Source organism: Amycolatopsis dongchuanensis (assembly GCF_039542405.1).
GTDB classification, from domain to species: Bacteria; Actinomycetota; Actinomycetes; order Mycobacteriales; family Pseudonocardiaceae; genus Amycolatopsis_E; species Amycolatopsis_E sacchari.
The window spans coordinates 17,613-42,105 of sequence record NZ_BAABIB010000008.1; the positions used below are offsets into that span (position 1 = coordinate 17,613).

Annotated in this window: 9 protein-coding genes and 1 pseudogene; 7 read left to right on the forward strand and 3 right to left on the reverse strand. The window is 71.3% G+C overall.

Translation table 11 applies throughout. The features are described 5' to 3' along the window. Positions 1 to 15: 15 nt before the first annotated feature. Genes ABFX51_RS01590 through ABFX51_RS01615 form a run of 6 tightly spaced genes read left to right on the forward strand, consistent with a single transcriptional unit; the run spans position 16 to position 20,161 of the window. Positions 16 to 3,093 carry a hypothetical protein gene (locus tag ABFX51_RS01590; protein ID WP_346051582.1) on the forward strand — a complete coding sequence of 1,026 codons (3,078 nt, stop codon included), beginning with the start codon at positions 16 to 18 and terminating at the stop codon, positions 3,091 to 3,093. A 3-nt stretch (positions 3,094 to 3,096) separates the two neighbouring features. Further along, positions 3,097 to 4,851, forward strand: coding sequence for a WXG100 family type VII secretion target (locus ABFX51_RS01595; protein WP_091510890.1), 1,755 nt, complete (start codon positions 3,097 to 3,099; stop codon positions 4,849 to 4,851). A gap of 18 nt (positions 4,852 to 4,869) precedes the next feature. Further along, entirely contained in the window at positions 4,870 to 5,322 is a 453-nt protein-coding gene (locus ABFX51_RS01600) for a YbaB/EbfC family nucleoid-associated protein (RefSeq protein ID WP_091510893.1), read from the forward strand. Continuing rightward, a complete protein-coding gene (locus ABFX51_RS01605) occupies positions 5,315 to 5,632 on the forward strand; it encodes a hypothetical protein (protein WP_091510894.1) in 318 nt (105 codons plus the stop codon). The genes ABFX51_RS01600 and ABFX51_RS01605 overlap by 8 nt, the downstream gene beginning before the upstream one ends. 19 nt (positions 5,633 to 5,651) lie before the next feature. Next, on the forward strand, positions 5,652 to 19,778 hold the full coding sequence (locus ABFX51_RS01610; protein ID WP_346051584.1) for a DUF6531 domain-containing protein: 14,127 nt from the start codon (positions 5,652 to 5,654) through the stop codon (positions 19,776 to 19,778). A gap of 8 nt (positions 19,779 to 19,786) precedes the next feature. Continuing rightward, on the forward strand, positions 19,787 to 20,161 hold the full coding sequence (locus ABFX51_RS01615; protein ID WP_091510899.1) for a type VII secretion system-associated protein: 375 nt from the start codon (positions 19,787 to 19,789) through the stop codon (positions 20,159 to 20,161). Positions 20,162 to 20,212: 51 nt separating this feature from the next. On the opposite strand, the pseudogene ABFX51_RS01620 reads toward ABFX51_RS01615, so the two are convergent. Both ABFX51_RS01620 and ABFX51_RS01625 read right to left on the reverse strand, forming a co-directional pair. Next, positions 20,213 to 20,711 (reverse strand): annotated as a pseudogene (locus ABFX51_RS01620) (helix-turn-helix domain-containing protein); the annotation flags it as partial. Positions 20,712 to 20,736: 25 nt separating this feature from the next. Continuing rightward, positions 20,737 to 21,033: a hypothetical protein gene (locus ABFX51_RS01625; protein ID WP_091510905.1), complete on the reverse strand. Its 297-nt coding sequence runs from the start codon at positions 21,031 to 21,033 to the stop codon at positions 20,737 to 20,739. Between the two features lie 368 nt (positions 21,034 to 21,401). Here ABFX51_RS01625 and ABFX51_RS01630 point away from each other — a divergent pair, with 368 nt between their 5' ends. Next, positions 21,402 to 21,677 carry a hypothetical protein gene (locus tag ABFX51_RS01630; protein WP_346051586.1) on the forward strand — a complete coding sequence of 92 codons (276 nt, stop codon included), beginning with the start codon at positions 21,402 to 21,404 and terminating at the stop codon, positions 21,675 to 21,677. A 64-nt stretch (positions 21,678 to 21,741) separates the two neighbouring features. On the opposite strand, the gene ABFX51_RS01635 is transcribed toward ABFX51_RS01630, so the two are convergent. Further along, a complete protein-coding gene (locus ABFX51_RS01635; RefSeq protein ID WP_346051588.1) occupies positions 21,742 to 24,492 on the reverse strand; it encodes an AAA family ATPase in 2,751 nt (916 codons plus the stop codon). Between the last annotated feature and the right edge of the window lies 1 nt (position 24,493).

The following is a 24,493-nucleotide window of genomic DNA, read 5'->3' on the forward strand; positions in this document are numbered from 1 at the left end:
TGAGGACACTTCCCCATGGCTGACACCCCCAGCACGGCCGACCTCGCGGTCGGCTCGTACGTTTCGTCCGCGCCGATGCTCGACGTCGACCAGTACACCGACTGGAAGCAGATCGACGCGGCGACCGCGGACCTCACGCACAACGGCGCGGCGGACGGGGAGCATGCCGGGCTGTCCAGCAACAAGACCGCCGAGGCGTGGTACAAGCTGGAAGCCAGCATGAACAAGGCCACGCAGCGGCTCGGCGAGATCAACGAGGCGATCGGCAAGGAGATCAAGAGCCTCAAGGACTCGTTCCAGGGCGAAGCGGGTGACGCCTTCAACACCTACGCCACGAAGGTCCTCAACGAGAGCGAACAGCTCTGGCACACGCTGAACGACACGAAGTACGGCACCACGATCGGCAACATCGGGCACGCCATCCAGGACTTCTCGGCGAAGTGGTGGGCCGCGGTCGACGAGGCGCACCGCAAGGAGCAGGAGGTCAAGAAGGCGAACGTGGCCGCCGCGATCGTGATGATCTACGCGGCCCCGTCGCACGCGGGCGAGGCGCTGGTGTGGCTCGCGGGCGCACAACAGCGCGCGCACGACGAGTCCGAGAAGGCGTTGCTGCAGAAGCTGCGTGAGCTGCTGAAGAGCCTGTGCACGCAGTACTCCGAACGCGGGCAGGACCTCGGCGCGCTGCACATCGCGCTGTCCTCGCCGGCCGGCGGCGCCGGTTCCGGCGGCTCGAAGGGTGACGGTTCCGGCGACAGCTCCGGCGACTCGAAGGGCGACGGTTCGAAGGGCGGCGACGACGATTCTTCCGACTCGGATTCTTCGGACACGGATTCTTCGGATGGGGATTCTTCCGACTCGGACTCTGCCGGCGCGGGTTCTTCCGGCGCGGGTTCTTCCGGTCAAGATGGCTCCGCAGACGATTCTTCAGGCAAAGACTCTTCCTCGAAAGATAAATCCGACAGCGCCCGCAACAAGGCCCTCGACGACGCGAAGAACGCGGCGAACAAGGCCATCGACGATCTGAAGGGCGGCAGCGGGAACCCGGCGACGGAGTCCGGCGGCCCAGGGGAGTCCGGCGGCTCGAGCGGTGCCTCGGGTGGTTCCGGTGACGACAGCGCCCGGGGCAAGGCGCTGAACGACGCGAAGAACGCCGCGGACAAGGCCATCGACGACCTGGCGAACCAGACCGACGACCCCGATCGCAAGAAGGCGCTCGAAGACGCGAAGAACGCCGCTGACAAGGCGATCGACGGCCTCGCCGGTGGCGCCGGGGACACCGCGGGCGCGGACGGGACCGCGGGCGGCGGCGCGGGCACCGGCTCCGGCTCAGGCACGGGCTCGGGTGCGGGCGGCGACTCCGGCGATGCCGCACGTGAGAAGGCCCTGCAGGACGCGAAGAACGCGGCCGACGAGGCCATCGACGGACTGACCGGCGGCGCGGGAGATTCCGGCGTCGGCGGCACGTCCGGCTCGGGCGACACCGGTGCGGGCAGCGGCGGCGCCGGTGACACGGGCAGCGACACGGGTAGCGGTGGCACGGGCGGTGCGGGCGCGGTCCCGTCGATCCCGAACAGCTCCAACGGCGCGAGCAACGCCGACAAGGAGCGTCAGAAGGCCCTGCAGGACGCGAAGAACGCCGCCGACAAGGCGATCGACAGCCTCACCGGCGGCGGCACGTCCGGCGGTGGCGACACGTCCGGTACCGGCGGCGGGACATCCGGCACTGGCGGCGGGACGCCCGGCTCCGGGAGCGGGACGTCCGGTTCCGGCGGCGGAGGGAGCCTCCCGGCGACCGAGTCGAGCGGCGTGAGCCCGGAGGCGCAAAAGGCGTACGACGACGCGAAAAAGGCCGCTGACCAGGCGATCGACAGCCTCGGCAACCCGTCCACCGAGTCCGGCGGTCCCGGCGGCACGAGCCCCGAGGCGCAAAAGGCGCTCGAGGACGCGAAGAAGGCCGCCGATCAGGCCATCGACAGCCTCGGCAACCCGACCGACGGCACCGGCTCCGACGGCAGCGGCACCGGTTCCGGCACAGGCGACCCCGGCACCGGCGCGGGCAATGGCTCCGACCCAGGCACCGGCTCCGGCGACACCGGCCACGGCAGCGGCACCGGCGACACCGGCCACGGCGGCGGCGCGGGCTCCGGCGGCGCCACCGACGATCCCGCCCGGCAACAAGCCCTCGACGACGCCAAGAAGGCCGCCGAGCGAGCCATCGACAGCCTCACCAACCCGGCGAACGGCGGCCACCCGAGCATCGCCGACGCGAAGCACGCCGTCGACAAGGCGCTCGACAGCCTCGGCAGCCAAGCGGGCGACGACCCCACCCGCCGCCAAGCCATCGAGGACGCCAAGGCGGCAGCCGACAAGGCGCTCGACAGCCTGTCCACTTCGGACGGTCCGCAGTCGCTGGACGCGGCGAAGGACGCGGCGGACAAGGCCATCGGCTCCCTGGCCGACCCCGGCACGGCGGCCGACCAGCGCGACCACGCGTTGCAGCAGGCCAAGGAGGCCGCCGACAAGGCGATCGACTCCCTCACCGGCGGCTCCTCCGAACTCGAGGACTTCCTGTCAGGCCAGGGCAACCCGACTTCCGACGCCTTGCACCAGGCACAGGACGCCATCGACAAGGCCATCGAGGACATCCCCGGCTTCGACGGCACCGGCGCGACCGCCGACGCCCTGCACGACGCCGAGGACACCGTCAACCAGGCCATTTCCGGGCTGCCCGGCTTCGACGGAGCGCCAGGCGGCGGCGGTGGTGTTCCGGACGTACCCGGCGGCGGTGGCGGGGTCGGTGGTGGCGGCCACCTGGGGGCGACCCTCGACACCGACGTGGCGCGACAGCAGGGCCTCACCGTGCCAGGCACCTCGAGCTTCGCCCAGGCGGCGACGCCCGCGATTCCGAGTTCCCCGCTGTCCGCGATGACGCCCGCGACGTCCGGGATGCCGATGTCCCCGATGGGCATGGGCGCCGGGATGGGCGGTCAGCAGAACCGGGAGCGGGAACCGCAGATCTGGCTGCAGGCCGACAAGGACACGTGGGAGGAGGACTCCGATTCCCCGCCACCGCCCGTGCTCGGACGGAGCTGATCGATGATCGACCCCACGACCGTCCCGATCGACGACCCCGCACTGGACCGGCTCACGTTCGACCAGCTGGTGCAGTTGCTCACCGAGGTCCAGCCCGACGTGTTCTACCGGGAGGCCGCGGCGTTCGACCGCGCCGCGGACCGGTTGCGCGAGGTGCTGGACCAGTTCCGCGCGCAGGCACGCGCCGTGCAGGAGAACTGGACGGGCACCAGCTCGGACCGGTTCGTCGAGGTGCTCGACGAGGTCTCCGGCGACGTGACGCTGCTGCTGCAGTCCATGCGGGAACCCGGCTACGGCAACCAGTTGCGCCTGGTCGGCGACGCGCTCGCGAACGCCCAGCAGCGGTTGCGCGACCTGCAGAACCACCGTGCCGCCACGCCGCCGACCCCGGAGTCGGAACAGCAGTTCACCGCCGACGCGCGGCGGATTCTGCACGACCTCGCCGTGGCGTACCGGGACCTCGGGCTTTCGCTCACGGAGCTGCCCGGTGGACAGCCGCACTCCGCCCCTCCGGAGGACGTGAACCTCCCGACGCAGACCAGTGAGGGCAACACGCTGGTGGCTTCGCCGGTGCTGCACCGGCCGCTGCCTGAACAGTTCGCAGGCGCAGGTGGGACGACGGCGTTCACCCCCGGCGGTTTCTGGCAGCGGTGGGATTCTTCCGACGGTTTTTGGTCGTCGTCGCAGGACGGGACCGGCGAGGTGCTGCAGTCCGGCGTCGTCGGTGTGCCCGAAGCGGGCGGTGGCGCGTCGACCGCTGGCGCCTCCCCGGCGGTGTTCTCACCAACGGGCGGTGGCTGGGGACTGTCGGTGGCGACAGGCGCTGTCGGCGGCCCGCGCCGCACGCCCTTGAAGGCGACCGTCACGGAGGAGGCCGTGGGCAGCACCCCGGTCCTCGGCAGGAAACAGGAACGGGAGGAGCGCCGCGAGCGCCCCACGACAGTGTCCACTTCGGACGCCCAGCGGCCCGAGACCGTGTCGGCTGAGCCCAAGTTGCGGATGTTCGCTGCGGCGACCCTGTCCGCGACCGCCGATGACGTCACGACCCTGTCGGCGACTACGACCAGCTCGTCCACCCCGACGCCGAACCCACCCTCGACGCTGTCGGCGAAGGCCTACGTTTCCGCTTCGTCCCCCACGCCGCCGCCGGCCCCCAGCGCCAGCGCGACCACCGGCGCCACGCCACCGACCCCCGGCACTACACCACCGACCCCCGGCTCCACGCTGCCGACTCCCGGAACCACGCCACAGACCCCCGGCTCCACGCTGCCGACTCCCGGCGCGACCACTGGCCCCACGCCACCGAACCCCACCCCAACCCCAGCAAGCGCTTTCTCACCAAGCACCGCGACCCAAAGCCTGGCCGCAACCCCGGGCCACACCCCCGCGGCAACGCCCGTCCACGCATCCGTGCCGTCGAGCCCCGCGGCAGCCGAAGCCGCCCGGGCCACGGCCACCCCGGTCGACCGCCCCGCGGAGGTCCGCCCGGTCGCCGCCGTCGAGGCCGCGCGGCCCGGGGCCCCGCCGGTCACCATCCGTCCCGCGTTCGCCGAGCCGCCCCCGGCGTACCCCCTCGGCGCGGCACAGCAGTTCGGCGCGACCGGCACGTCGGCGGGGGCGCACCCGATGGCCCCGCTGTCGTACCTGCCGGGGGTGAACCACCACGGCGAACGGCAGTACGACGTCGCGCTCGGCGCCGACCGCGGCGCGTGGGACTTCGACGACGGCGCACCACCCGTGCTCGGCAAGCCCGAGTGAGACAGCAAGGAGACGACGATGGCCGACTGGACAGGGCAGGGCGAGCTGGACGCCGCGATGTCGCTGCTGGAGAAGGAACAGCGCAGGCTCAAGGAGTTGAGCCGGATGTGGCAGGAGGAACGCACGACGGTCCACGCGAAGGACCGTTCGCTGTCGATGACGTTCGACGGGCGTGGCGAGCTGGTCGACATGGCGTTCAACGGGTCGAAGTACCGCACGATCGCACCGGCGGAGCTCGCGCACCTGATCGTCGAAACGCTGCGGCAGGGGCGCGCGCAGTCGGTCGAGAAGATGAGCAGGCTGATGGGCTCGGACGCGCTGCCCGGCGTCGACATCGCGGGGCTGGCTACCGGGAAGGTGGACGTGAACGAGGTGCTCGAGTCGCTGGTGGCGCCGATGCTGAACGGGGTCGCCGACGACGGGGTGCTCGGCAAACCCGCCCGCCGCACGGGGGAGACCTACGGTGGCTGAGAAGTTCTTCCTCGATCCCGCCGCGCTCGCCAGGGAAACGCAGGCGCTGCGCGGCACGGGACGGCGCCTGAGCGTGGCGGTCGAAAAGCTGAACGCGGTGCTGGACCGGCACGACGGCTGCTGGGGCAAGGACGACATCGGCGAGGCGTTCGAGAAGAACTACGCCGCGTCGGCGAGGGAAACCCGTGGCTACAACAAGGACGCGGCGGACGGGATCGTCCAGGTGAGCGACGACCTGGACAAGGATTCGGAGCTCTTCCAGAGCGTCGACGAGGACAACGCCGAGCGGATCGACCGTTCGCAGCAGTGAGATCGGGAGGGGGACAGCGATGAGCGGTGAGGACGAGACCACACAGCTCCCTGCCTCCCTGCAGAAGTTCTTCAAGGTCACGCTGGGGATGGAGTGGCCCGAGGGCAGCGAAGGCGGCCTGCGGGCGATGAGCGGCGCGTGGTCGGAATTCGCGAAGGAACTGGAAACCGCCGCCGCCGAGGTGCTGGTGTCGGCGCAGGGCATCGACCAGGCGATGGACGGTGTCACCGCGACGAAGGCGGTCGACTTCCTGCGCAAGGACCTGCACGACGCGTTGACGCAGCTGCAGGACCAGGCGCACGAGTTCGCCAAGATGGCGAAGAACGCCGCGGCGGACATCCAGAAGACGAAGATCATGCTGATCGCGATGGCCGCGATGGCGCTCGCGACGGTGATTTCGCTGCTCGCCTCGTTGTTCGGCGCGTTCCTGGTGCCGAGCGTGATCGCCGCGGCCCGTGTCGGACTGGGGGCGTTGCTGAAGGAGCTGCTGGCCAACATCGCGCGGCTGACGGCGCGGGAGATCGGGCAGGCGGCCGTCCAGCTGGCGAAGGACCTGGCGAAGTACGCGGCGCTCGGCGCCGGCACGATGGGTGGTCTGGACCTCGGGATCCAGGGGATCCAGGACTGGACCGGTGACCGTGACGGTATCGACTGGCAGTCGGTCGGCGGCAGTGCCGCGGGCGGAGCCATCGGCGGGGCGGCGTTCGGTGGCGTGCGGTCGGCCGGGCGCGGGGTCGGGAACCTGATCGGCAAGGAGACGAAGGACCACCTCGGGCCGGGGATGCGGGCGCTCGGGCACCTCGGTTACGCGGGCGCGCAGGGCGGTGCCGTGGCGGCGAGCAACCCGGCGATCAACAAGGCGCTCGGTGGTCACGGCGGTGCTTTCGACGGCATCCTCGGCGCGATGGGGCCGCACGGCGGCGGTGGTCGCGGCGGCCACTTCGGCGGCGAGCACGCGGGCGGACCGTCCGGTGGTGGCGTGCACGCGCCGGACCTGCACCCGGACTTCGGCCCCGGCGAGGGCGGTGATCGGTCGGGTGGCTTCGATGGCGGGCATGACTTCGATGGCCACGCCACCGGTGATCAGCGTGGCACCGATGGCGACCGTGGCTTCGGTGGCAACAGCACCTTCGACGGCACCGGTGGCGAAGGCGGCTTCGGTGATCAGCGTGGCACCGGCGGCGACCGCGGCTTCGGTGGCGACGGCACCTTCGACGGCGCCGGTGGCGACCGTGGCTTCGGTGATCAGCGTGGCTTCGACGGCGAGCGCGGTGCAGGTCACGGCTTCGACGGCGAGCAGTCAGGTACCGGCGAACCCAGCACCGGCCAAACCCCGGCAAGCTTCATCCCCACCCCGAACGGCCACACGGCGTACGGGCAGGGCAACAGCAGTCACAGCGAAACCCGCCCGACGACCCGTTCCGGCGGCCAAACCGATACCCGCCCGACGACCCACAGCACCGGCCCTGGCCGTACCGACAGCCGTCCGCAGGTCACCAGCCAGGAGGACCACCGCCCAGGTCGTTCGGGCAGTCACCGGAACGACACCGGCCGCCCTGAGGTGTCCCACGATCGGGGCGACGCCAGCAACGCCCACCTGGACCAGCACCCCGGCCACACGAACACTCAGCACTCGCCGGAAACGACCGCTCCACAAAGGACCACGGGCGACAACGGCAGCACCATCGTCGACAACAACACTCGCGGCAGAGACGGTTCGTCCACCCACACCAACACGAATCCAGCAGAGCCAGGCGCACAGCACGGCACCAACTGGCCGACTACGCACGCTCCTTCCGGCCCGGCGACCCACACCTCCCCGTCTGCCCGGCACGGAGACTCCAGCTCGGCGGTTTCGCGGCACGTCGACACGTCACCTGACGCGGAGACGAGCCGGGCGTCTCACGCTTCGCCGCCTGCGCAGCACGGAGATTCCAGCTCGGCGGTTTCGCGGCACGTCGACACGTCACCTAACGCGGAGACAAGCCCGACGTCCCACGCCTCCCCGTCTGCCCAGCACGGAGATTCCAGCTCGGCGGCTCTGCAGCACGCGGCCACGTCACCTGACGCGGAGACAAGCCCGGCGTCTCACGCCTCGCCCCCTGCGCAGCACGGTGGCTCCAGCTCGGCGGCTTCGCAGCACACCAACACGTCGCCCGGCGCGGAGACCAGCTCGACATCCCACGCCTCGCCGCCTGCGCAGCACAGCGTCTCGTCTTCACCCGACGCGCAGACGGACACGCCGTCGTCTACGCACGCGGAGTCGGGCCCGACTCCCCACGCCGAACAGCACAGCAGCCCCCCGCCGTCCCACAGCGCGGAGTCCGGCGAGACGCCCCACGCCAACACCTCTCCCGCAAACACGCACGTCACCCAGACTCCCGACGCCACAAGCACCAACGGCTCGTCGAGCGGCCACACCCCGACGACCGCGCACACCAACTCCACACCCGGCGACCAGGGCGCATCCCGCGGCGACGGTCAGAGCACCACCCGCTCAGCGCCGACGGATACCACCACGCGTCCGGTCGCTCAGCCCACGGCCACCCGCCCGATCACACAATCCGGCGGCCAGCCCAGCACGCCGCCGGTCGACTCCTCTCGTCCGGCTACTTTGGACACCCGCTCTAGCGTCCCCTCATCAGCGATCACTGGGGATTCCTCGCGCCCGAGTGCGCCGCCGCCGGTGGAGTCGAGCCGCCCGGCCGCAAGCGCCGGAGAGTCCGCACGCCCGGCGCCTTCGTCAGAGCCCACGCGTCCGGCTACGAGCACTGAGGATGCCCGTGCGGCCACACCGCCTCCCACAGACCCCGCCCGCCCCGCCGCGAGCGCCGCAGGATCCACGCGTCCGAGCACGCCGCCCCCGGTGGAGTCGAGCCGCCCCGCCGCGAACTCCGCGGAGCCCACGCGTCCGGCTACGAGTACCGGGGAAGCACGCCCGAGTACACCGCCTCCCGCGGACTCCACCCGCCCCGCCACGAGTGCCGGAGGATCCTCGCGTCCGAGCACACCACCTCCGACGGACTCCACCCGCCCAGCCGCGAGTTCCCCAGAGTCTCCGCGCCCGGCGCCGGAGCCGACCCGCCCCGTCGGGAGCACCGAGCGCTCGAGCACGCCTTCCACCGCAGGCAACCAGCCCACAACCGACACCCGCCCTGCTCAGGGAAGCCAGACCGGCACAAGCCTGGACGGGAGCAAGCCCACCGAGTCACCGTCCCGCCCGCAAACCTCCACCCAGCAGCCCGAGCGCACCTCCGACACCCGCCCCAGCCGCAACGGACTTCCCGTCGTGCCGCCGAATTCGCTCGCGAACGGGACGACGACGCACACCACGGCGGCCGCGCCCGAGCGCGCCGGGAAGTCAAGCCAGCAAACGAGTTCCGGCGTCGTGCCGCTGTCGCAGGTGCCGGAGACCGAGAGCCGTACCGGCAGGCGCTCCGGCGACGACGACCCCAACCGCCGCAACCCCCCGAACAACGACCGCGACCCGAGCGGCCCGCCCCCGCCCCGCTCGGCCGCCGAGCGCATCGACAGCTACCGGCACCCGGCGGACGCGGCCGAGCGTCAGCTCCACTCGCGCCTGAACTGGTACTGGGACACCAGCGGCGGAGCCAGCGACACAGCCCCGCCGCGACGCGAGTACGCCCCGTCGGACCACGTCCTCATCCGGCAGGACGAACACACGCTCGTCGGCCTCACGCCGTTCATGGCCATGAAGTGGCAGAAGGACCACGGCCTGGCCGACGCGGCGAAGCCCGACCAGACCGAGAACGTCCACAAGTTCCTCTACCCCTCGAACGACGCGCCACGCCGCATCTACGACATCGACGACGTCGGGCAGTTCCGCCGAGACGTCGCGAGTGAAGCGGGCAAGCGTCACATCGAGCACCACGAGCAGTGGACCTCGGCCGTCCACGACCTCGCCGACTGGATCACCGAGCACTACCCGCCGGACCGCTTCAGCTACGTCGGCCTCGGCCGCAGTCCCGCACCGGTCATGGCGGCGTTGCAGGCGCAGGGGCACCACGCTGTTTCCGTGCCGCTGTCCAAGTTCCGGCCCGGCCCGGCGGATGAAAACTCGATCCTCAAGCCGGTTTTCGACGGTGACCCGAGCCTGACCCCGGAGCAGCGGGAGATGCTCGGCGCGCACTTCGCGGAGTTCCTCAGCGGGCTGCCCAGGGACCGGAACCTGCTGGTGATCGACTACACCGAGAGCGGGAAATCGCTGCTGGCCGCGCAGGACTACCTGCAGCACCAGCTCGACGGCCTGCCCGGCCCGAAGGTCGAGGTGCACGGACTGGCGCTGCACCAGCAACTGGAGGGCGACCGTCTCAAAAGGACGGTTGACTCCATCACGGGCGACTCGCACTCGGCGCCGCGGCGTTGGTACGAGTGGATGTTCGACGGCAGCCGCGCCGCGCAGCGGGAGCAGTTCCGCGACCGGTTCCGGCTGGTCTCGCTCGACGAGGACGGCCCGCTGGGCGAGAACGGCAAGGCGTTCAGCGAGCTGGTGAAGGGCCAGCGGTTCGACGACTTCGCCGAGTACGGCTCGTTCAAGCTCCAGGAGACGACGCCAGAGCAGTTCCCGGACGTGCGGCCGCGCCGCGAGCACCCGGCCGGCGACCCGACTGCCTACGACGCGCTGAAGGAGAGCATCGGAGCCCGGGACGACGACACCTTCTACGACGCCCGCTCGACCTTCAGCGAGGACGAGTTCCACGACGCCCGCTCGACCTTCGAGGACGACGGCTCGGGCCGACCGGACGGGGACGGCGGCGAGCCCAGGCAGGAGGGAACAGGGCGCGATAGCGGAGCTTCGGACCACAGCCGGGACCTGCACGGCGATTCCGCGCAGGAACGGCGAACTCGCGACCACGGCGAGAGCCGGGACCTGCACGGCATCGACCACGGCGAGGCTCGGGAGGACGCATCGTGGGACAGCGGTGAGCCGAGCCGGGGTGAGGTTCAGGACCAGCCTTCCCGCGGCGGCGGTGCCCCGGACCACGGCGGCCGCGAGCATTCCGGTGACAGCGGGAATTCGCACCACGACGAGGGCCGGGAGCCGCACGGCGCCCCCGGTCGAGGCAGCGCCCGGGGGCAGGCACCTCGAGACGGCGGTGACCCGGGCCGCTTTGGCGCGGAGGAGCAGCCCTCCCGCGACGGCGGGGATCGGCACCGCGACGACGCCCGGGAGCCACACGACGCACCCGAGCGCGGCGATGCCCAGGAGCAGGCACACCGCGGCGGCGATGCCCAGCACCAGCCGTCCCGCGACGGCGGTGCCCCGCACCACGACGACGCCCGGGAGCCACACGACGCACCCGAGCACGGAGGCAGCCGGGAATCCCACGGCTCCGCCCACCGCGACGGTGCCCAGGAGCAGGCACCCCGGGACGGCGGCGACCCGAGCCGCGTCGGCGCGGAGGAGCAGCACTCCCGCGACAGTGGGGATTCGCATCACGACGGGGCGCAGCACCAGCCTTCCCGCGACGGCGAGAACCCGCACCACGACGGCACCCGGGAGCCACACGGCACCCCCGAACACGACGGCCCCAGCGCACCCCACACCCCCAACCCCACCCCACCGAAACCCGACCCCGCCCAGCTCGCCCGGGAGGCGCGGCTTGCGCGGCCCAAGGTGGAGGGCGACATCGACGGCACGCGCATCCGCGAGGCCGCCGCCGAGTTGATCCACGACGACCCCCGCCTGCGCAAGGACGAGACCGCCCTCACCGACCTCGTCGACCGCGCCTACTCCGACCCCAACCTCAAGAAGAACTTCCACACCGCCCTCGACGGCGGCCAGCGCGAGCACCTCGGCGTCCGCGGCGGGCCGCACGTCACCGTGGAGCTCGTCGGGTTGCGGAAGACCGGCGACGAAACCCCCGGCAAGACCGACTTCACCACCGAAACCTCCCGCGTCCCCGAGAAACGCACCGTCTCGACGGAACGTTCGCCGCTGACGACGGAAGGTCCGTCGATCCGGATCCCGGCCCTGTTCGTCAACATCCAGGCCAAGCTGTCCGGGCTCGTCAACGCCCGCGGTTCCAGCCTGTCCGCCGAGACGTCCCACGGCCGCAAGACCAAGCTCACCGAGACGAACGTCGACTCGCGCACCGGCGACCACAGCGCCACCTACAAGATCACCGTGCACAGCCCCGGCCGCTGGCCGTGGAGCGGGAGCACGCCGCGCTTCGCCTACGTCGACGTCCCGCTCAAGCTCGCCTGGCCCGAGTCCAAAGCGGACAAACTACCTGAGGAAACCCTGCCCTGGCACGGGAACGACCGCATCGAGCACGCGCGGTTCACCGGCCTCGGCGACGTCTACCGGCACGTGGAACGCCAGGTCGGCTTCAAGGCCAACGACCCCGAGACAGGCGAGTTCCGCACGTGGCTGGATTCCCTGGACCACAACCTGTTCGGCAAGGTCGAGCAACGCACCTTCCGCTTCGCCGGGCACTCGCGCCCCACCACCGTCTCCGTCGGCATCGGGCACGCCGCCAAGTCCTTCACGGACGGCCGCACCGAGGGGTCCGTCGAACGCAGCCACGAAGCCACCGGCAAGATCACCGTCACCCAGTCCCAGACCCGCAAACGCGGTGGCGGTGGCCAGATCGTCGCCGGGGACATCATCGGGCCCACCGGGGGTTCCGCCGGCCCGACGGGCAGCCGCACCGCCGCGACCAAGACCGAGGCCACCACCGTCGACGAGCACGGCCGCACCACCGAACGCTCCTACGAGGGCCCGCTCGACAAGCACCACGTCGAGCTCACCTACCTCGTGCGCACCAACAAGGCCAAGACCGGTCCCGCCGACGAGGTGCCCGGCACCGCGACCGTCTGGACCCGCCCGGACACCCCTGACAGCGGCACGGCGAGCCCCGAGGTGCGGCACGCGGCCGACCGCGTCGACGCCGAGTACTCCCTGCCGAAGCTCACCGCCGACGACATCGCCGGGCGCACCATGAGCAGGTTGTCGCTGCTGGGTCACGTGCCGGGCAAGGAACTGCCGCGCCTGACCGAGCGGCTGCGCACCTTCCTGCAGGACCACGCCCGCGACATCGCCCGCGGCGGCGCCCGGTTCCCGCTCAGCAGCCTGCACCCCGGCGCGCCGGACGTGTTCGTGCACGGCGACCTGAACACCGGCAACGGCGTCGCGCTGCACGGGGAGAAGGGCGGCGGCGGGAAGCTGTCGTTGTCCCACGAGGACACCACGACCACCACCAGGACCACCGAAACCTCGGCCGGGATCACGGGAAGCGGTTACGGCCACGGGAATTACGGCTACAGCGGTGTCACGGGCGAATGGAGCCGTGGCCGCAGCGAGACCGAAAAGCACGGCAGCGGCCACGAGCAGGCCTTCCCCGACGGGGAACGCGCGAGCTACCGCTACCCCGGCAAGTTCGAGGTGCGGATCGGTGGCCGCTGGTCCTCGCCGAGCGAACCGCAGAGCTGGCACGGCGACGGCACCGAACACGTCACCACGATCGACGGGCACGTCGACGTCACGACGGGACGCCCGCCGGCGACGAGCTTCGAGCACACCACCGGGGCCACCCCGGAGCCGAAATGGCACGAGGGCAGCACCCCGCCGAAACCGAAGCGCGCCGGGAACCTGCCGGCCGGCTCGGAGCTCGAATCGCTCCGTCCCGTGCCCAAGCTGCCGGAGACGGCCGCGAAGCTGCTCGACTCGCCGCGCTGGTCACGGTGGCGCGAGGTGCTGAGCCGTCCCTTCACCGGGTCGCGTCCGGCCAATGTGGATGAACACCGCGGGTCGCAGAACGTCCGCGAGCCGGGCAAACCCGACGAGCGGACGGCCGCGCTCGACGCTCTCGAGACCTTCACCGGGATCGACGCCCGCATGGCCCGGTTCGAGCGCGCCGCCCTCTACCACGACAGCGTTCGCCTGCAGACGGACAACACCGGTGGGCTTTTCGGCTCGCGGGACATCTCCGCGCGGCTGGACCTGTCCACCACACTCGGCGAACCGCGGATCGTCGGACGGGACGACCAGCACACGTTCAAGGACGAGGGGTACACGTCCAGCGAACACGGCCAGGGGCAGCAGTCCTCGACCACCGGCAAGGTCAGCGTGGGCGGTGGCACGTTCCGGCCCGCCCAGCCTTGGCTCTCCGTCGGTCCGCAGGCGCAGGTCTCCGCGGGCAAGGGGAAGGGCAGCGGCGCCGACACCGCCGCCGGCGCCAAGGGGACCCAGGGTGGCAGCCACGTCGAACGTGGCTACCTCGTCAGCTTCGACACCACGCACGAGCTGCGGGGTTCGGTCAAACACACCTGGCAGGACGTGCTCGGCCTGCGGCACCACGACGGTAGCGGGCAGCGCAACGGCTGGGTCACCGTTCCCGACGGTGCCCGCGTGTGGGTGCCGGCGAGCGAGATCCACCACATCGGCAAGCTCGCCGACGAAGATCTGTCCAAACTGGACCCGGCCGACGCCGAGCACTACCGGAAGCACCAGGAACCACAGCCGGAACCACAACCCGAACCCGAGCGCACCCCGCCGCCACGCGCACCGGAGAACGTCGGCCGTGGCAGCGGCACCGTCGACCTGTACCGGCCGGAGGCGGTCAAGGAGTTCCTCGACCAGGTCGAGCACCACTTCCAGGACTGGGTGGGCGAACACGGCTCCGCGCACAACGTCACCGAACGCGGGCGGAGCAAGTTCACCGAGCTGAACGACACGTTCGTGCACCACGTGCTCGGCGCGTCCGCCGACCGGCAGTCGTTCAAGGGCCTGGTGCGGGAAATGCTCAACGGCGGCCGTCCGGTGTTCCTGCACGGGGACACGCCGTTCGGCAAGGTCGAGCAGATGGTCGTGCTGCGCGCGTCGCTGGACGAAGGGCAGTTCCACCGGCATCTGTCCACAGCGGACACGAAGGATGCGTTGGAGGGCACCGGTTCGACGGTCAGCAAGGCCACGTCGAGCAAGCAGGCCGGTGCGTCGGTGACGTTCGGCTCGGCGATGGGTACGCGCGGAAACCCCGGCGGCATGCAGATACTCGGGCCCACCGCGACGTACAAGTCCGAGCGTGGCACCGAGTCCGGCGTGGTCGAGACCACCAAGACCACGAGCAGCGGCAAGGGCCCGCAGGTGCAGTACCTGCACGGCCTCACCGTGCACATGGACGTCTACCCGTACGCGCGCCCCGGCACGTACACGAAACTGTTGCCTGGTGCGGACGGCTGGGCGGGCCCGAAGGTCAGCGAGCCCTGGACGGCGAGCTTCGACCTCCCCGGCGCGGTGCGGTCCACGGTGCCGCTCAGTGAGACCGTCCCCGCGCACGAGCAGGTCACGCCGCCGGTCGAGACCGCACCCGGCTCGTGGCACACCGACCAGCGCGCGAAGGGCGGCCAGCTCGGCTTCTCGCCGGACGCGAAGGTGCACGTGCGGCCGTTCGCGGCGCCGAAGCTGCACCAGGCGCTGGACCGGCTGATCCGGGGCGGTGACGGCGAAAAACCGCGCCCCGGCCTGCACCCGCAGGAAGGGCACCGGCTGCGCAACGCGCAGAGCCTGCAGCAACGGCGCACCCACCTGAAGGACGCGGTCGCGGGCGGGCACGAGATCACCTTCGACCGCGGTCCGCTGAGCAAGGTCAAGGTCACCGCGGACCTCACGCGGCGCGAACTGCTGGGCCCGGTCAAGGACGGTGCGCTGGAGACCAAGGGCGACACGACCCGCACGACGAAGTCGACCAGCGAGCGGAAGCTGACCGCCGGGTTCACGGGCAGCGTGGACTTCCGCGCCCCGAACATCGACCAGACGAGCCCACGACCGACGGCGGGTGTCGTCGAGGCGACCCGCACCCCGTGGAACGCGGGGAGCAAGCTGACGAACAAGATCGAGAGCAAGCAGGAGGTCCCGGAGAGCAAGGGCGAAACCTACCTGGTGCGGGCGGTCCCGCGCTGGCACGTCACGCCCACGTACCGCGGCAAGCACGTGCCGGAGGAGTGGAACACGTTGCTGCGCACGGGGCCCGACGAGCCGGTGCTGCTGGAGGTGGACCGCCAGGGCCTGGAGGACCTCGGCCTGCACGTCCCGGCGGAGCACCACGGGCCGCTCAGCCGTCCCGAAGAACCCCGCGAGCAGGCGGTGGGGCGCGACGACCGGGTGTGCAAGTCCGACCCGGTGGACGTGGCCACCGGTGAGATGGTGTTGCAGCAGACCGATCTCACGCTGCCGCACGGGCTGGTGCTGGACCGCACGCACGTGTCGTCCTACCGCGCGGGACGGTGGTTCGGTCCGTCGTGGTCGTCCACAGTGGACCAACGGCTGGAGATCGGCGACGGCGAAGCGGTGTACGTCGCCGAAGACGGCCGGGTCCTGGTCTACCCGCTGCCGACGGGTGACGAGCCCGCACTGCCGGTCGAGGGACCGCGCTGGCCGCTGCACCTGCTGCCGGACGGCGGATACCTGCTCGACCGCGAAACGCAGGCGCTGGTGTTCACCTACCTCGGCACATGGGTGGAACGACGCGACGCCTCCGGAGTGCTGCGCGTCGAGTACGACCAGGCAGGCGCGCCCGCGTCGTTGACGCATTCCGCGGGCACCACGGTGACGCTGCACCGCGAAGGCGACCGGATCGTGGAGCTGAAGATGGGCGACGTCGTCGTGCTGCGGTACGGCTACGACATGCGGGGGCGGCTGATCCACGTCGTCAACTCCTCCGGCCTGCCCGTGGTGTTCGACTACGACGACGCCGACCGGATCACCGGCTGGCAGGACCGCGCCGGCCGCTGGTACCGGTACGTGTACGACGAGGACGGCCGGTGCGTGCGGACCCTCGGTGACGGCGGCTACTCCGACGGTGCGTTCGCCTACGACCGCAACCTCACCGCGTACACCGACGCGCTCGGCAACGTCAGCTACACCGAGCGCAACGACGCCAACCAGGTCGTGCGGGAGATCGACCCGCTCGGCGGCCAGACGGTGTTCCGCTGGGACCGCTACGACCGGCTGTTGTCCCGCACGGATCCGCTGGGCCGCACGACAGCCTTCGAGTACGACGACGCCGGCGAGCTGACCGGAATCGTGCGCCCGGACGGCAGCCGCGTCGCCGTGACGGAAGGCGAGGACGGGGCGCTGGAGCTGACCGCCGACGACGGGCAGCGTGTCTGGCGGGGCCGTTACGAAGGCGATCCGCTGCGCCAGCCGGTCGGCGTCGCCGAGGCACCCGCCGACGCCGATCTCACCGGTCTCCCGGAGCACGCGCCGGACGTCCTCGGCCGCACCGAACACGACCAGTTCGGCCGCCCGAGGTCGCGCACCGACGCGTACGGCGAGGTCACGTGGGAGTGGACCGTCGAGGGCAACCTGTTGTCACGCGGGCGGCCTGGCGGTGGACGCGAACGCTGGCGCTACGACGCCGATGGCAACGAGGTCGAGTACGTCGACCCGATGGGCCGGGTCAGCCGCACCACGTACGGCATGTTCGGCCTGCCGCTCACCACCACCGCTCCGGACGGTTCCGTCACCACGTACGCCTATGACCGTGAACTCCGGCTCGTCTCGGTCACGACCGCGGGCGGGCTGCAGTGGCGTTACGACTACGACGCCGCAGGCCGGATGGTCGCCCAGACCGACTACGACGGCCGCACCACGCGGTACGCCTACGACGCCGCGGGCCAGCTGGTGCAGGTGCTGACCCCGGCGGGCCAGACGATCCGGTACGAGTACGACCTGCTGGGCAACGTCGTCGCGAGGCACACGCCCGAGGGCACCACCCGCTACACCTACGATCCGCTCGGCCGGCTGCTCACCGCGAACGCACCGGACTGTGCGCTGCGGATCGTGCGCGACGAGCGTGGCGACGTCCTTGAGCAGATCGTCGACGACCGCACCGTCACCTTCGCCTACCACGACGAGCAGCGGAGCGTCGAGCGGCGCACACCCTCGGGAGCAGTGTCGTTGTGGCACTTCGGGCCCGACGGCGAACCCGCGATGCTCGCCACCGGCAGCCACGTGCTGGGCTTCAGCCACGACGAACGCGGCATGGAGACCGAGCGCCGCGTCGACGGCGTCGCCGTGCTGGGGCAGGCGCACGACGCGGCGGGCGCGATGACCGTGCAGGACGTCTACGGCCCGGAAACCTTCACCCGCCGGGAGTTCGAGTACTTCGCCGACGGACGCCTCGCCGCCGTGCGCGACGACGAACTCGGTCCCACGGAGTTCCAGCTCGACCGCACGGGACGGGTCGCGGAGGTCCGCGGCCCCGGCGGCGCGGAGAGCTACCGCTACGACGACCTCGGCAACGTCACGTTCGCCGGCTACCAGAACTTCGCCGACCAGCGGAGGTTCGCGGGCACGGCGCTGCTCGGGAAGTTCACCTACGACGCGTGCGGGCGCGTAGTCGAGCGCGTCGAGGGCGGACAGCGTTGGCGCTACACCTGGAACTCGCTCGACCAGCTGACCACTGTGGACACTCCCGATGGGCAGCGGTGGCACTACCGTTACGACCCGCTCGGCCGCCGCATCGCCAAGCAGCGCATCGTCGACGGCCGGATCGCCGAGCAGATCCTGTTCACCTGGGACGGGCCGACGCTCGTCGAGGCGGAGCTGCGGCTGCCCGATGGCACCCGGCGTGTGCGGACGTGGGACTACCACCCCGACACCGGGAAGCCGGTGGCGCAACGAGAGTCCGCGGACGAGGAGCGGTTCCGCGTCGTCGTCACGGACCTGGTCGGCACGCCGGTGCTGCTCACCGACGAGGCGGGCCGGATCACATGGCGCAGCCGCGAGACGCTGTGGGGCGTGCCGGTCGCCGCGCCGGGAGCGGAGGACATCCCGCTGCGGTTCCCCGGGCAGTACCACGACCCCGAGAGCGGCCTGCGCTACAACGTCTTCCGCTACTACGACCCGTCGACGGCCCGGTACCTCAGCCCCGACCCGCTCGGGCTCGACCCGGCGCCCAACCCGGTGGCGTACGTGGCGAACCCGCTGCACGAACTGGACCCGCTGGGCCTTTCGGCACCGTGTGGTGACCGCGGTCGCCGGTCGCGGCGGCAGGCTCCGCCGCTGTCGTCGCAGGCCGCGTTCAACATGATCAACAGCGGGTCACGGCACCGCACGCGCAGCGTGAGCGTCGACCGCGGCCGCTCGTCGAGCCCGCCTTCGCTGACGCGGAGCGGCAGCTACCGCGAACGCACCCCGCTGCGCGTCGACAACTGGCGCGTCAGCCCGGCGCCCGACCCGCTGCCGCCCGCTCCACCGCCGCGCACGTCGTACCCGATCGGCACGTACGGCGCGAAGGACCGCGAAGCCGAGTACCTGTCGCAGAAGTACGGCGGGCAGCTCAGCGGGGGCGCCGACGCGTTCAAGGGCGGCAAGCACTTCCAGTCCGAGCACATCGTGACCAACCAGGCACTGATCGGGCACGGCGGGGACAAACGCGGCGCCGCGGGGGACGCGTCCCGCATCGAAAACCGCGGTCGGGCGTACTTTGAACGCACGTCGGCACACGCCGCGCACATCGGCACCGGGACGAAGGGGGAGGCCAAGGGCAAGCCGATCTACGGGGCGTCCGGGAAGGACTACCGAGCGCACCAGCAGGAGTTCCTGCGGCGCAACGACTTCTCGACCGCGTCCCAGGTCACCAGCCTCGGCTACGCGTACACGCCGACGTACCAGCGGTCGCGTGGCCTGACGCCGGAGGGGATCGCGGCGGACGAGTCGTTCGTGCGCTCGCTGGACAACCCGAACCCGATCGAATGGATCGACGACTCGGGCAGGCTCGCGTTCGTGCCGCCGCCCGGCCCGAAGGGGAAGGCCGAGCAGTTCCTGGCGCGGGAGGCGATGCGGACCGGGCGGCACCCGTCGCCGGGGCGGTCGATGGAGATCTACGACTACTACCTGGACAAGGATCGCGGGCTGCCCGTGGGGGACCCGCCGGTGATCCGCACGAAGGCGACGTACAGGTCGTCGTACGATCCTTCGTACTACGAGGAGGGAGAACCGTCCGACGGCGGCCGGCGCCTGCAGCGGAGCAGCCGGGCGGGTACGCCGAGGGAGCTGTACGAGCGGGACGCGTCGTTGCCGTTCCGCCCCAGCCCCAGTCCGCAACCGAACTACGAGGTCCGCGAGTCCCGCAGCGGCGGGAGCGGCAGGCACGGCAAGAAGAGGTCCCAGTTTTGAGTGAGTGCGTGTCCGAGGTGCCGGGCGCCGTCCCGACCGATCCGGTGGACGCCGTGCTGCGGCTGCTGGCCGACGGCAGGGCGGAGCCGCGGGACCTGCTCGAAGTGCTGCCGGGGGTGGTCTTCGGCATCGCGGTGGACGCCTCCGGCACGGCGATCGTCGAGCCCTCGCCGGACGGGCTGCCGACGGTGCTGGTCACCACCGCGCCGGGGCACCGCGAGCGGGTGGACGTCCCCGGCTGGCTGGACGCGCGCCTGGCGGACCTCGCGGCCGCACTGCCCTCCGACGGCGTGGACGTCCTCCTCAACCCCGGCGGCTCGACCTCGCGGCGCGTGAGCGCGCAGTCGGTACGCCAGGCCTGGCTCGACGCCGGGACGGAGTGAGTTCGGCGGGGCGGGCTAGATGCACTTGGCCGTTGAGTGCGGTGTGACTGCGTTGAAGCGCTCTGCTTTCCCGTTCTGCCAGGGGCAAGTCGCGGGAGATGACGTAGTTCTTGGCGTTGCCGGTCAGGATTCGCTGGACGCGGGGGATGCCGTGGTCGGCGAACCAGGCGGCGGCGTGAAGCAGGAAGGCCGCCAGGTGCGGAGTGTTCGTAGCGGATCGTGGTGGGGCGGGTAGCGCGGATGCGCTGCCCGGTTAACGGGTCGCACTCAGCCAGCCGGGGAATCCCGCAGCGGGCCAGCACGCGTGAGACCGTGCGGACCGGCACACCCGTGGCCTGGCTGATGCGGGCGGGCCCGCACCGCATCTGTTGCCGGGCGGTGACCACCTGAGTTTCGGTCTCCGCGCTGACCCGGGTCGGCGAGTGGTGTGGACGGCTTGAGCGACCAGGTCGACCAGGCCTGCCGGTCCTTCCTCGCGGTAGCGGCGTACCCAGCGGTGCGCACACTGCCGCGACACCCCCAACTCCTTCGCGACATGCGCCACCGGTCTGCCCGTCGCGACCCGCTCGATACAGCTAGAGCAGGCGAAGCCGTTCCCGTTCCTTGCTGTCGGCTTCCCGGATGAAGATGTCGCCACCGTCCAACTGGAGCTTCCGCAGGAACGCGTACAGCTGAAGCGCCTTGTTTATGACCTCGGTCTTGGTCTCGGCGGTCGTCAGCGAAGTGCGTTCCAAATCCGCCGCTGCCGTCTTGTTCAAGTTGACGGTCACCCGTTCGACAGGTTCTCCGCGGCCGGAATGCCCCTTGTGGGACCGGGGAGGCTGAGTGGCGGTCTCGTCCGCGGTCTCACGGTCCTTCTCCACTGTGCCCATGTCGCTAACCTTCCAACCCCCCGCGTCTGCCCATGCAGCGCATTTCAAGTCTGACGTATGCTAGATGTCTGTTTAAATGACTATACCAAGCCATACGTTTTGCAGCAACAAGATGGTGGAGCGACGGAAGTCGACACTCTGTCAAGTGCCACCCGTTTGGCCTACCGGCCTCCGGTTTCATTGCTCTCTGTGGGTGGAAGTCGCAGGTCTCGTAGCAGTGGGCGATCAAGTGCGGTGTGGCTAGCGCCCCTTTCGGAGTAGCAAACTAACGTATGTTGATCAACTGCTCATCGTAAGGCAAGCGTCTGGTAATCACGTGCATCGCTGATATTATGGAGTGAAACGGCCCTATCACTCAGGGGGACGCGATGGCGATCAAGCAGACCGACCTCACGAACGAGCAACCTCCGGACGAGGGCCCGCACTTCGTCCGCGAACGCGGGCGAGTCTCCGTCTCGGTGTCGGTCGGGGGCGGACTCGAGTACTTGATCATGTGGGCTGGGGCGACGCTGTTGCTCGTGTTCCTCGGCGTGTCCCCGGTGTCGGCCGCGCTCGTCGCGCTGACCGTTCCCCTCGCGTACAAGTCGCCCGCCGTCGCGAAGAAGATCTTCGGCGCAGCGCGTCGTCGCATACGACGTCACTGAGAACCGCAAGCCCTCGTCGTCGCCGAGCCACCCGTGGCTCGGGTTTTTTGTACACGCCCCCGCTTCACCCCGGGTACTCCCCGCTCAACAACGCCGCCGCCAGCTCGATCCGCGAGCGCAGCCCCGTCCGCGCGAACAGCCTGCTGAGCCGGCCCTCCACGCTCTTGTCGCTGGTCCGCAGCACGAGCGCCAGCTGCTTGTTGCCCAGCCCCTCCGCGACCAGCACCGCCAGCAGCCGCTCGTTCTCCGCCACCGTCACCTGCCGCCCCGGCACCGCGACGTCGTGCTCCCGCATCACGTTCCGCAGCCACGCCCGGTACAGCAGCGCGTCCAGGTCACCGAGCAGCCGGTACGCCTCCGGCAGCAGCTTCGGGCTCGCCGCGCCGTGCCGGACGAGCCGGTCAATCACGAACGACAGCTCGGCGGGCTGCCCGCGATCCCTGGCCAGCGCGAGGCACGCCGCGCCCGCCGACGGGTCCTGCTTGATCATCGCCCGCAGCAGCAGCACGTGCAGCTCCGCCCGCCCCGTCCGCAGCGCCTCCGCGATCCGTTCCAGCTCGGTGAGCTGCTGCAGCGCGTCCGCCGTGTCCCCGCGTTCCAGCGCGAGTTCGCCCAGCTGCAGGGTGATCTCGTCGGCTCCGATGAGCAGGCCGCGGCCCGCGGCGGCCGTGCGGGCGGCGGTGAGTTTCGCGGCAGCCTCCTCGGTCCTGCCGAGCACCCGCAGGATGCGCGCCTCGGCGCCGTCGAGGAGGTGGCCGAGCACCGGGCGCTGGTTCCGCGCCACCGCGAGCAGTTCCTGCGCCCCGGTGAGCCTGCCCCGTGACAACAGCAGCTCCGCGGCCGCCTGCTGCGTCCCGGCGCGGCCGGCGTCGTAGCCTCGCGCGGTGCTGACCGCGTAGCTGCGCCGCGCGAAGTCGAGCGCCGCCTCGGCATCACCCCGCAGGCAGGCCAGCAGCGACTGGTCGGACAGGTGCAGCAACGCCGTGTCGACACCTTCGTCGGCGAGCAGCTGTTCGGCCTGCCGGAGTTCGCCCAGCAGCAACAAAGTCGTCACGTACGCGTTGACCTGCTGCAGCCGGTGCCGCTCCACGTGCCGCATCGGCCACCGTTCGCGGTTCGCGAGCGCGTCCCGCAACGGTTCGGGATCTCCGGCCCACAGCCGCGAAAGCACCTCGAACAACCCGCCGAGGCACGCCGAGGCCTCGTTGGCCCGCCACAGGTTCCGCGTGCCGCCGAGCAACGCGCCCGCCTCGTTCCAGCGGTCGAGCATGCACAGCGCGACGGCCCTGGTGACCGTGCGCGGCGCGGGATCGTCCGACCAGGACAGCCGGCCCGCCGCGAGCTCCTCCAGTTCTGCTGTCCGGCCCACGCTGTGCAGCGCGCACACGGCCATCACCTGGACCTCCTGCGCGACCTCCGGCGGGAGCTGGTCACGCAGGTCACGCAGCAGCGGCTGGGCCCCCTCCAGGCTGCTCGCGTAGTCCCCCCGCACGTAGCAGCTCGAGGCGTACATCAACTGCGTGATCACGCGTTGCGCACGGTCACCCGCGAGTTCCCCCGCCGCACGCAACCACCGCGAAACACGGTGGGACAGCTCAGGGTTGTCGGGCAGTACCGCCGCCGCACGGGCGAGCAGCTCGCTGTACGCCCGTGCGGGATCGACGAGCCGGCCCGCGACCGCCAGCTGGTCGGTCCGGTAGTCCGGATCCGCGCTCCGCGCCTCATCCGACCACAGCGCTGTCACGGCTTTCTCCGCCAGCGTCCGCCGTTCGAACGGGCCCAGGGTCGCAGTGAGCGTGGCCGCGACGACGGGGACGGTGAACCGCCAGCCGCCGTCACGCCGGTTGTGGTGCAGAACCCCCTCCGCGCACAGGGCCGCCAGGCGCTCCCGGACGTCCTCCGCGGGCACCTCCAGCGCGTCGGCGACGAGGCCGGCCGCGACCTCGCCGAGCGGGTGCAGCACCGCCATCGCCCTGGCCACGGCCCAGGTTTCCGCGCCCAGCACGCGGATCACGCGCAGGAGCTGGTGGTCCGGGGGCAGTGCCACGGGATCCGCGCCGGGCACGAAGTACGCGTTCCTCGAGACGACGCGCAGGACGCCGTCCCGCCGCATCACGTCGATGACGTCGTGGAGTGCGGCGGGCAGCCCGCGGGTCAGCGCGGCGAGCCGGTCGACGAGCGCGTCCTCCGGCGCGGCCTGCGTCGTTTCCCGCACGGTGCGGGCGATCTCCGTGCGCCCCAACGGGTTCAGCCGCACCTCGTGCACCAGGCCGTCCGCGCGCAACCGGCGCAGCGCGGCGAGCCCTTCCGTGCGCAGGATCCCGGAGGTCGGCGTGCGGACGGCGCAGACGCACGTGACCGTCGTGCCGGTGATGCGGCGCACCAGGGCTTCCAGCACGGCGAGGGTGTCCGCGTCAATCCATTGGACGTCGTCCAGCAGCAGCACGGCGTTCCCGGTGACCAGCAGTGGCGCGGCGGCCGCGGCGGCACCCCAGCGGGCCGCGCCGGGGTCGGTCGCGGCGCCGGCGACCGGGCCGAGCGGCGACCACGACGGCGCGGGGCTGTCCGGGGACGGCAGGGGTTCGGCGGGCGGGCGAGGCCTGCGCTCCTGGCTCCCGCCGGGACGCAGGGCGAGCCCCGCGGGCACGCCCGCGGCGGTCGGGGCGAACTGGGTGGTGACCGTGCGGATCCGGCGCTGCGCCAGCGCTTCGCGCAGCCGCGCCAGGAGTGTGGTGCGCCCCACCCCGGCGGGCCCGGTGATCGTGACGAGCGGCGGTTTCCCCGGCGAGCCGACGATGTCGAGTATCTCGTCCACG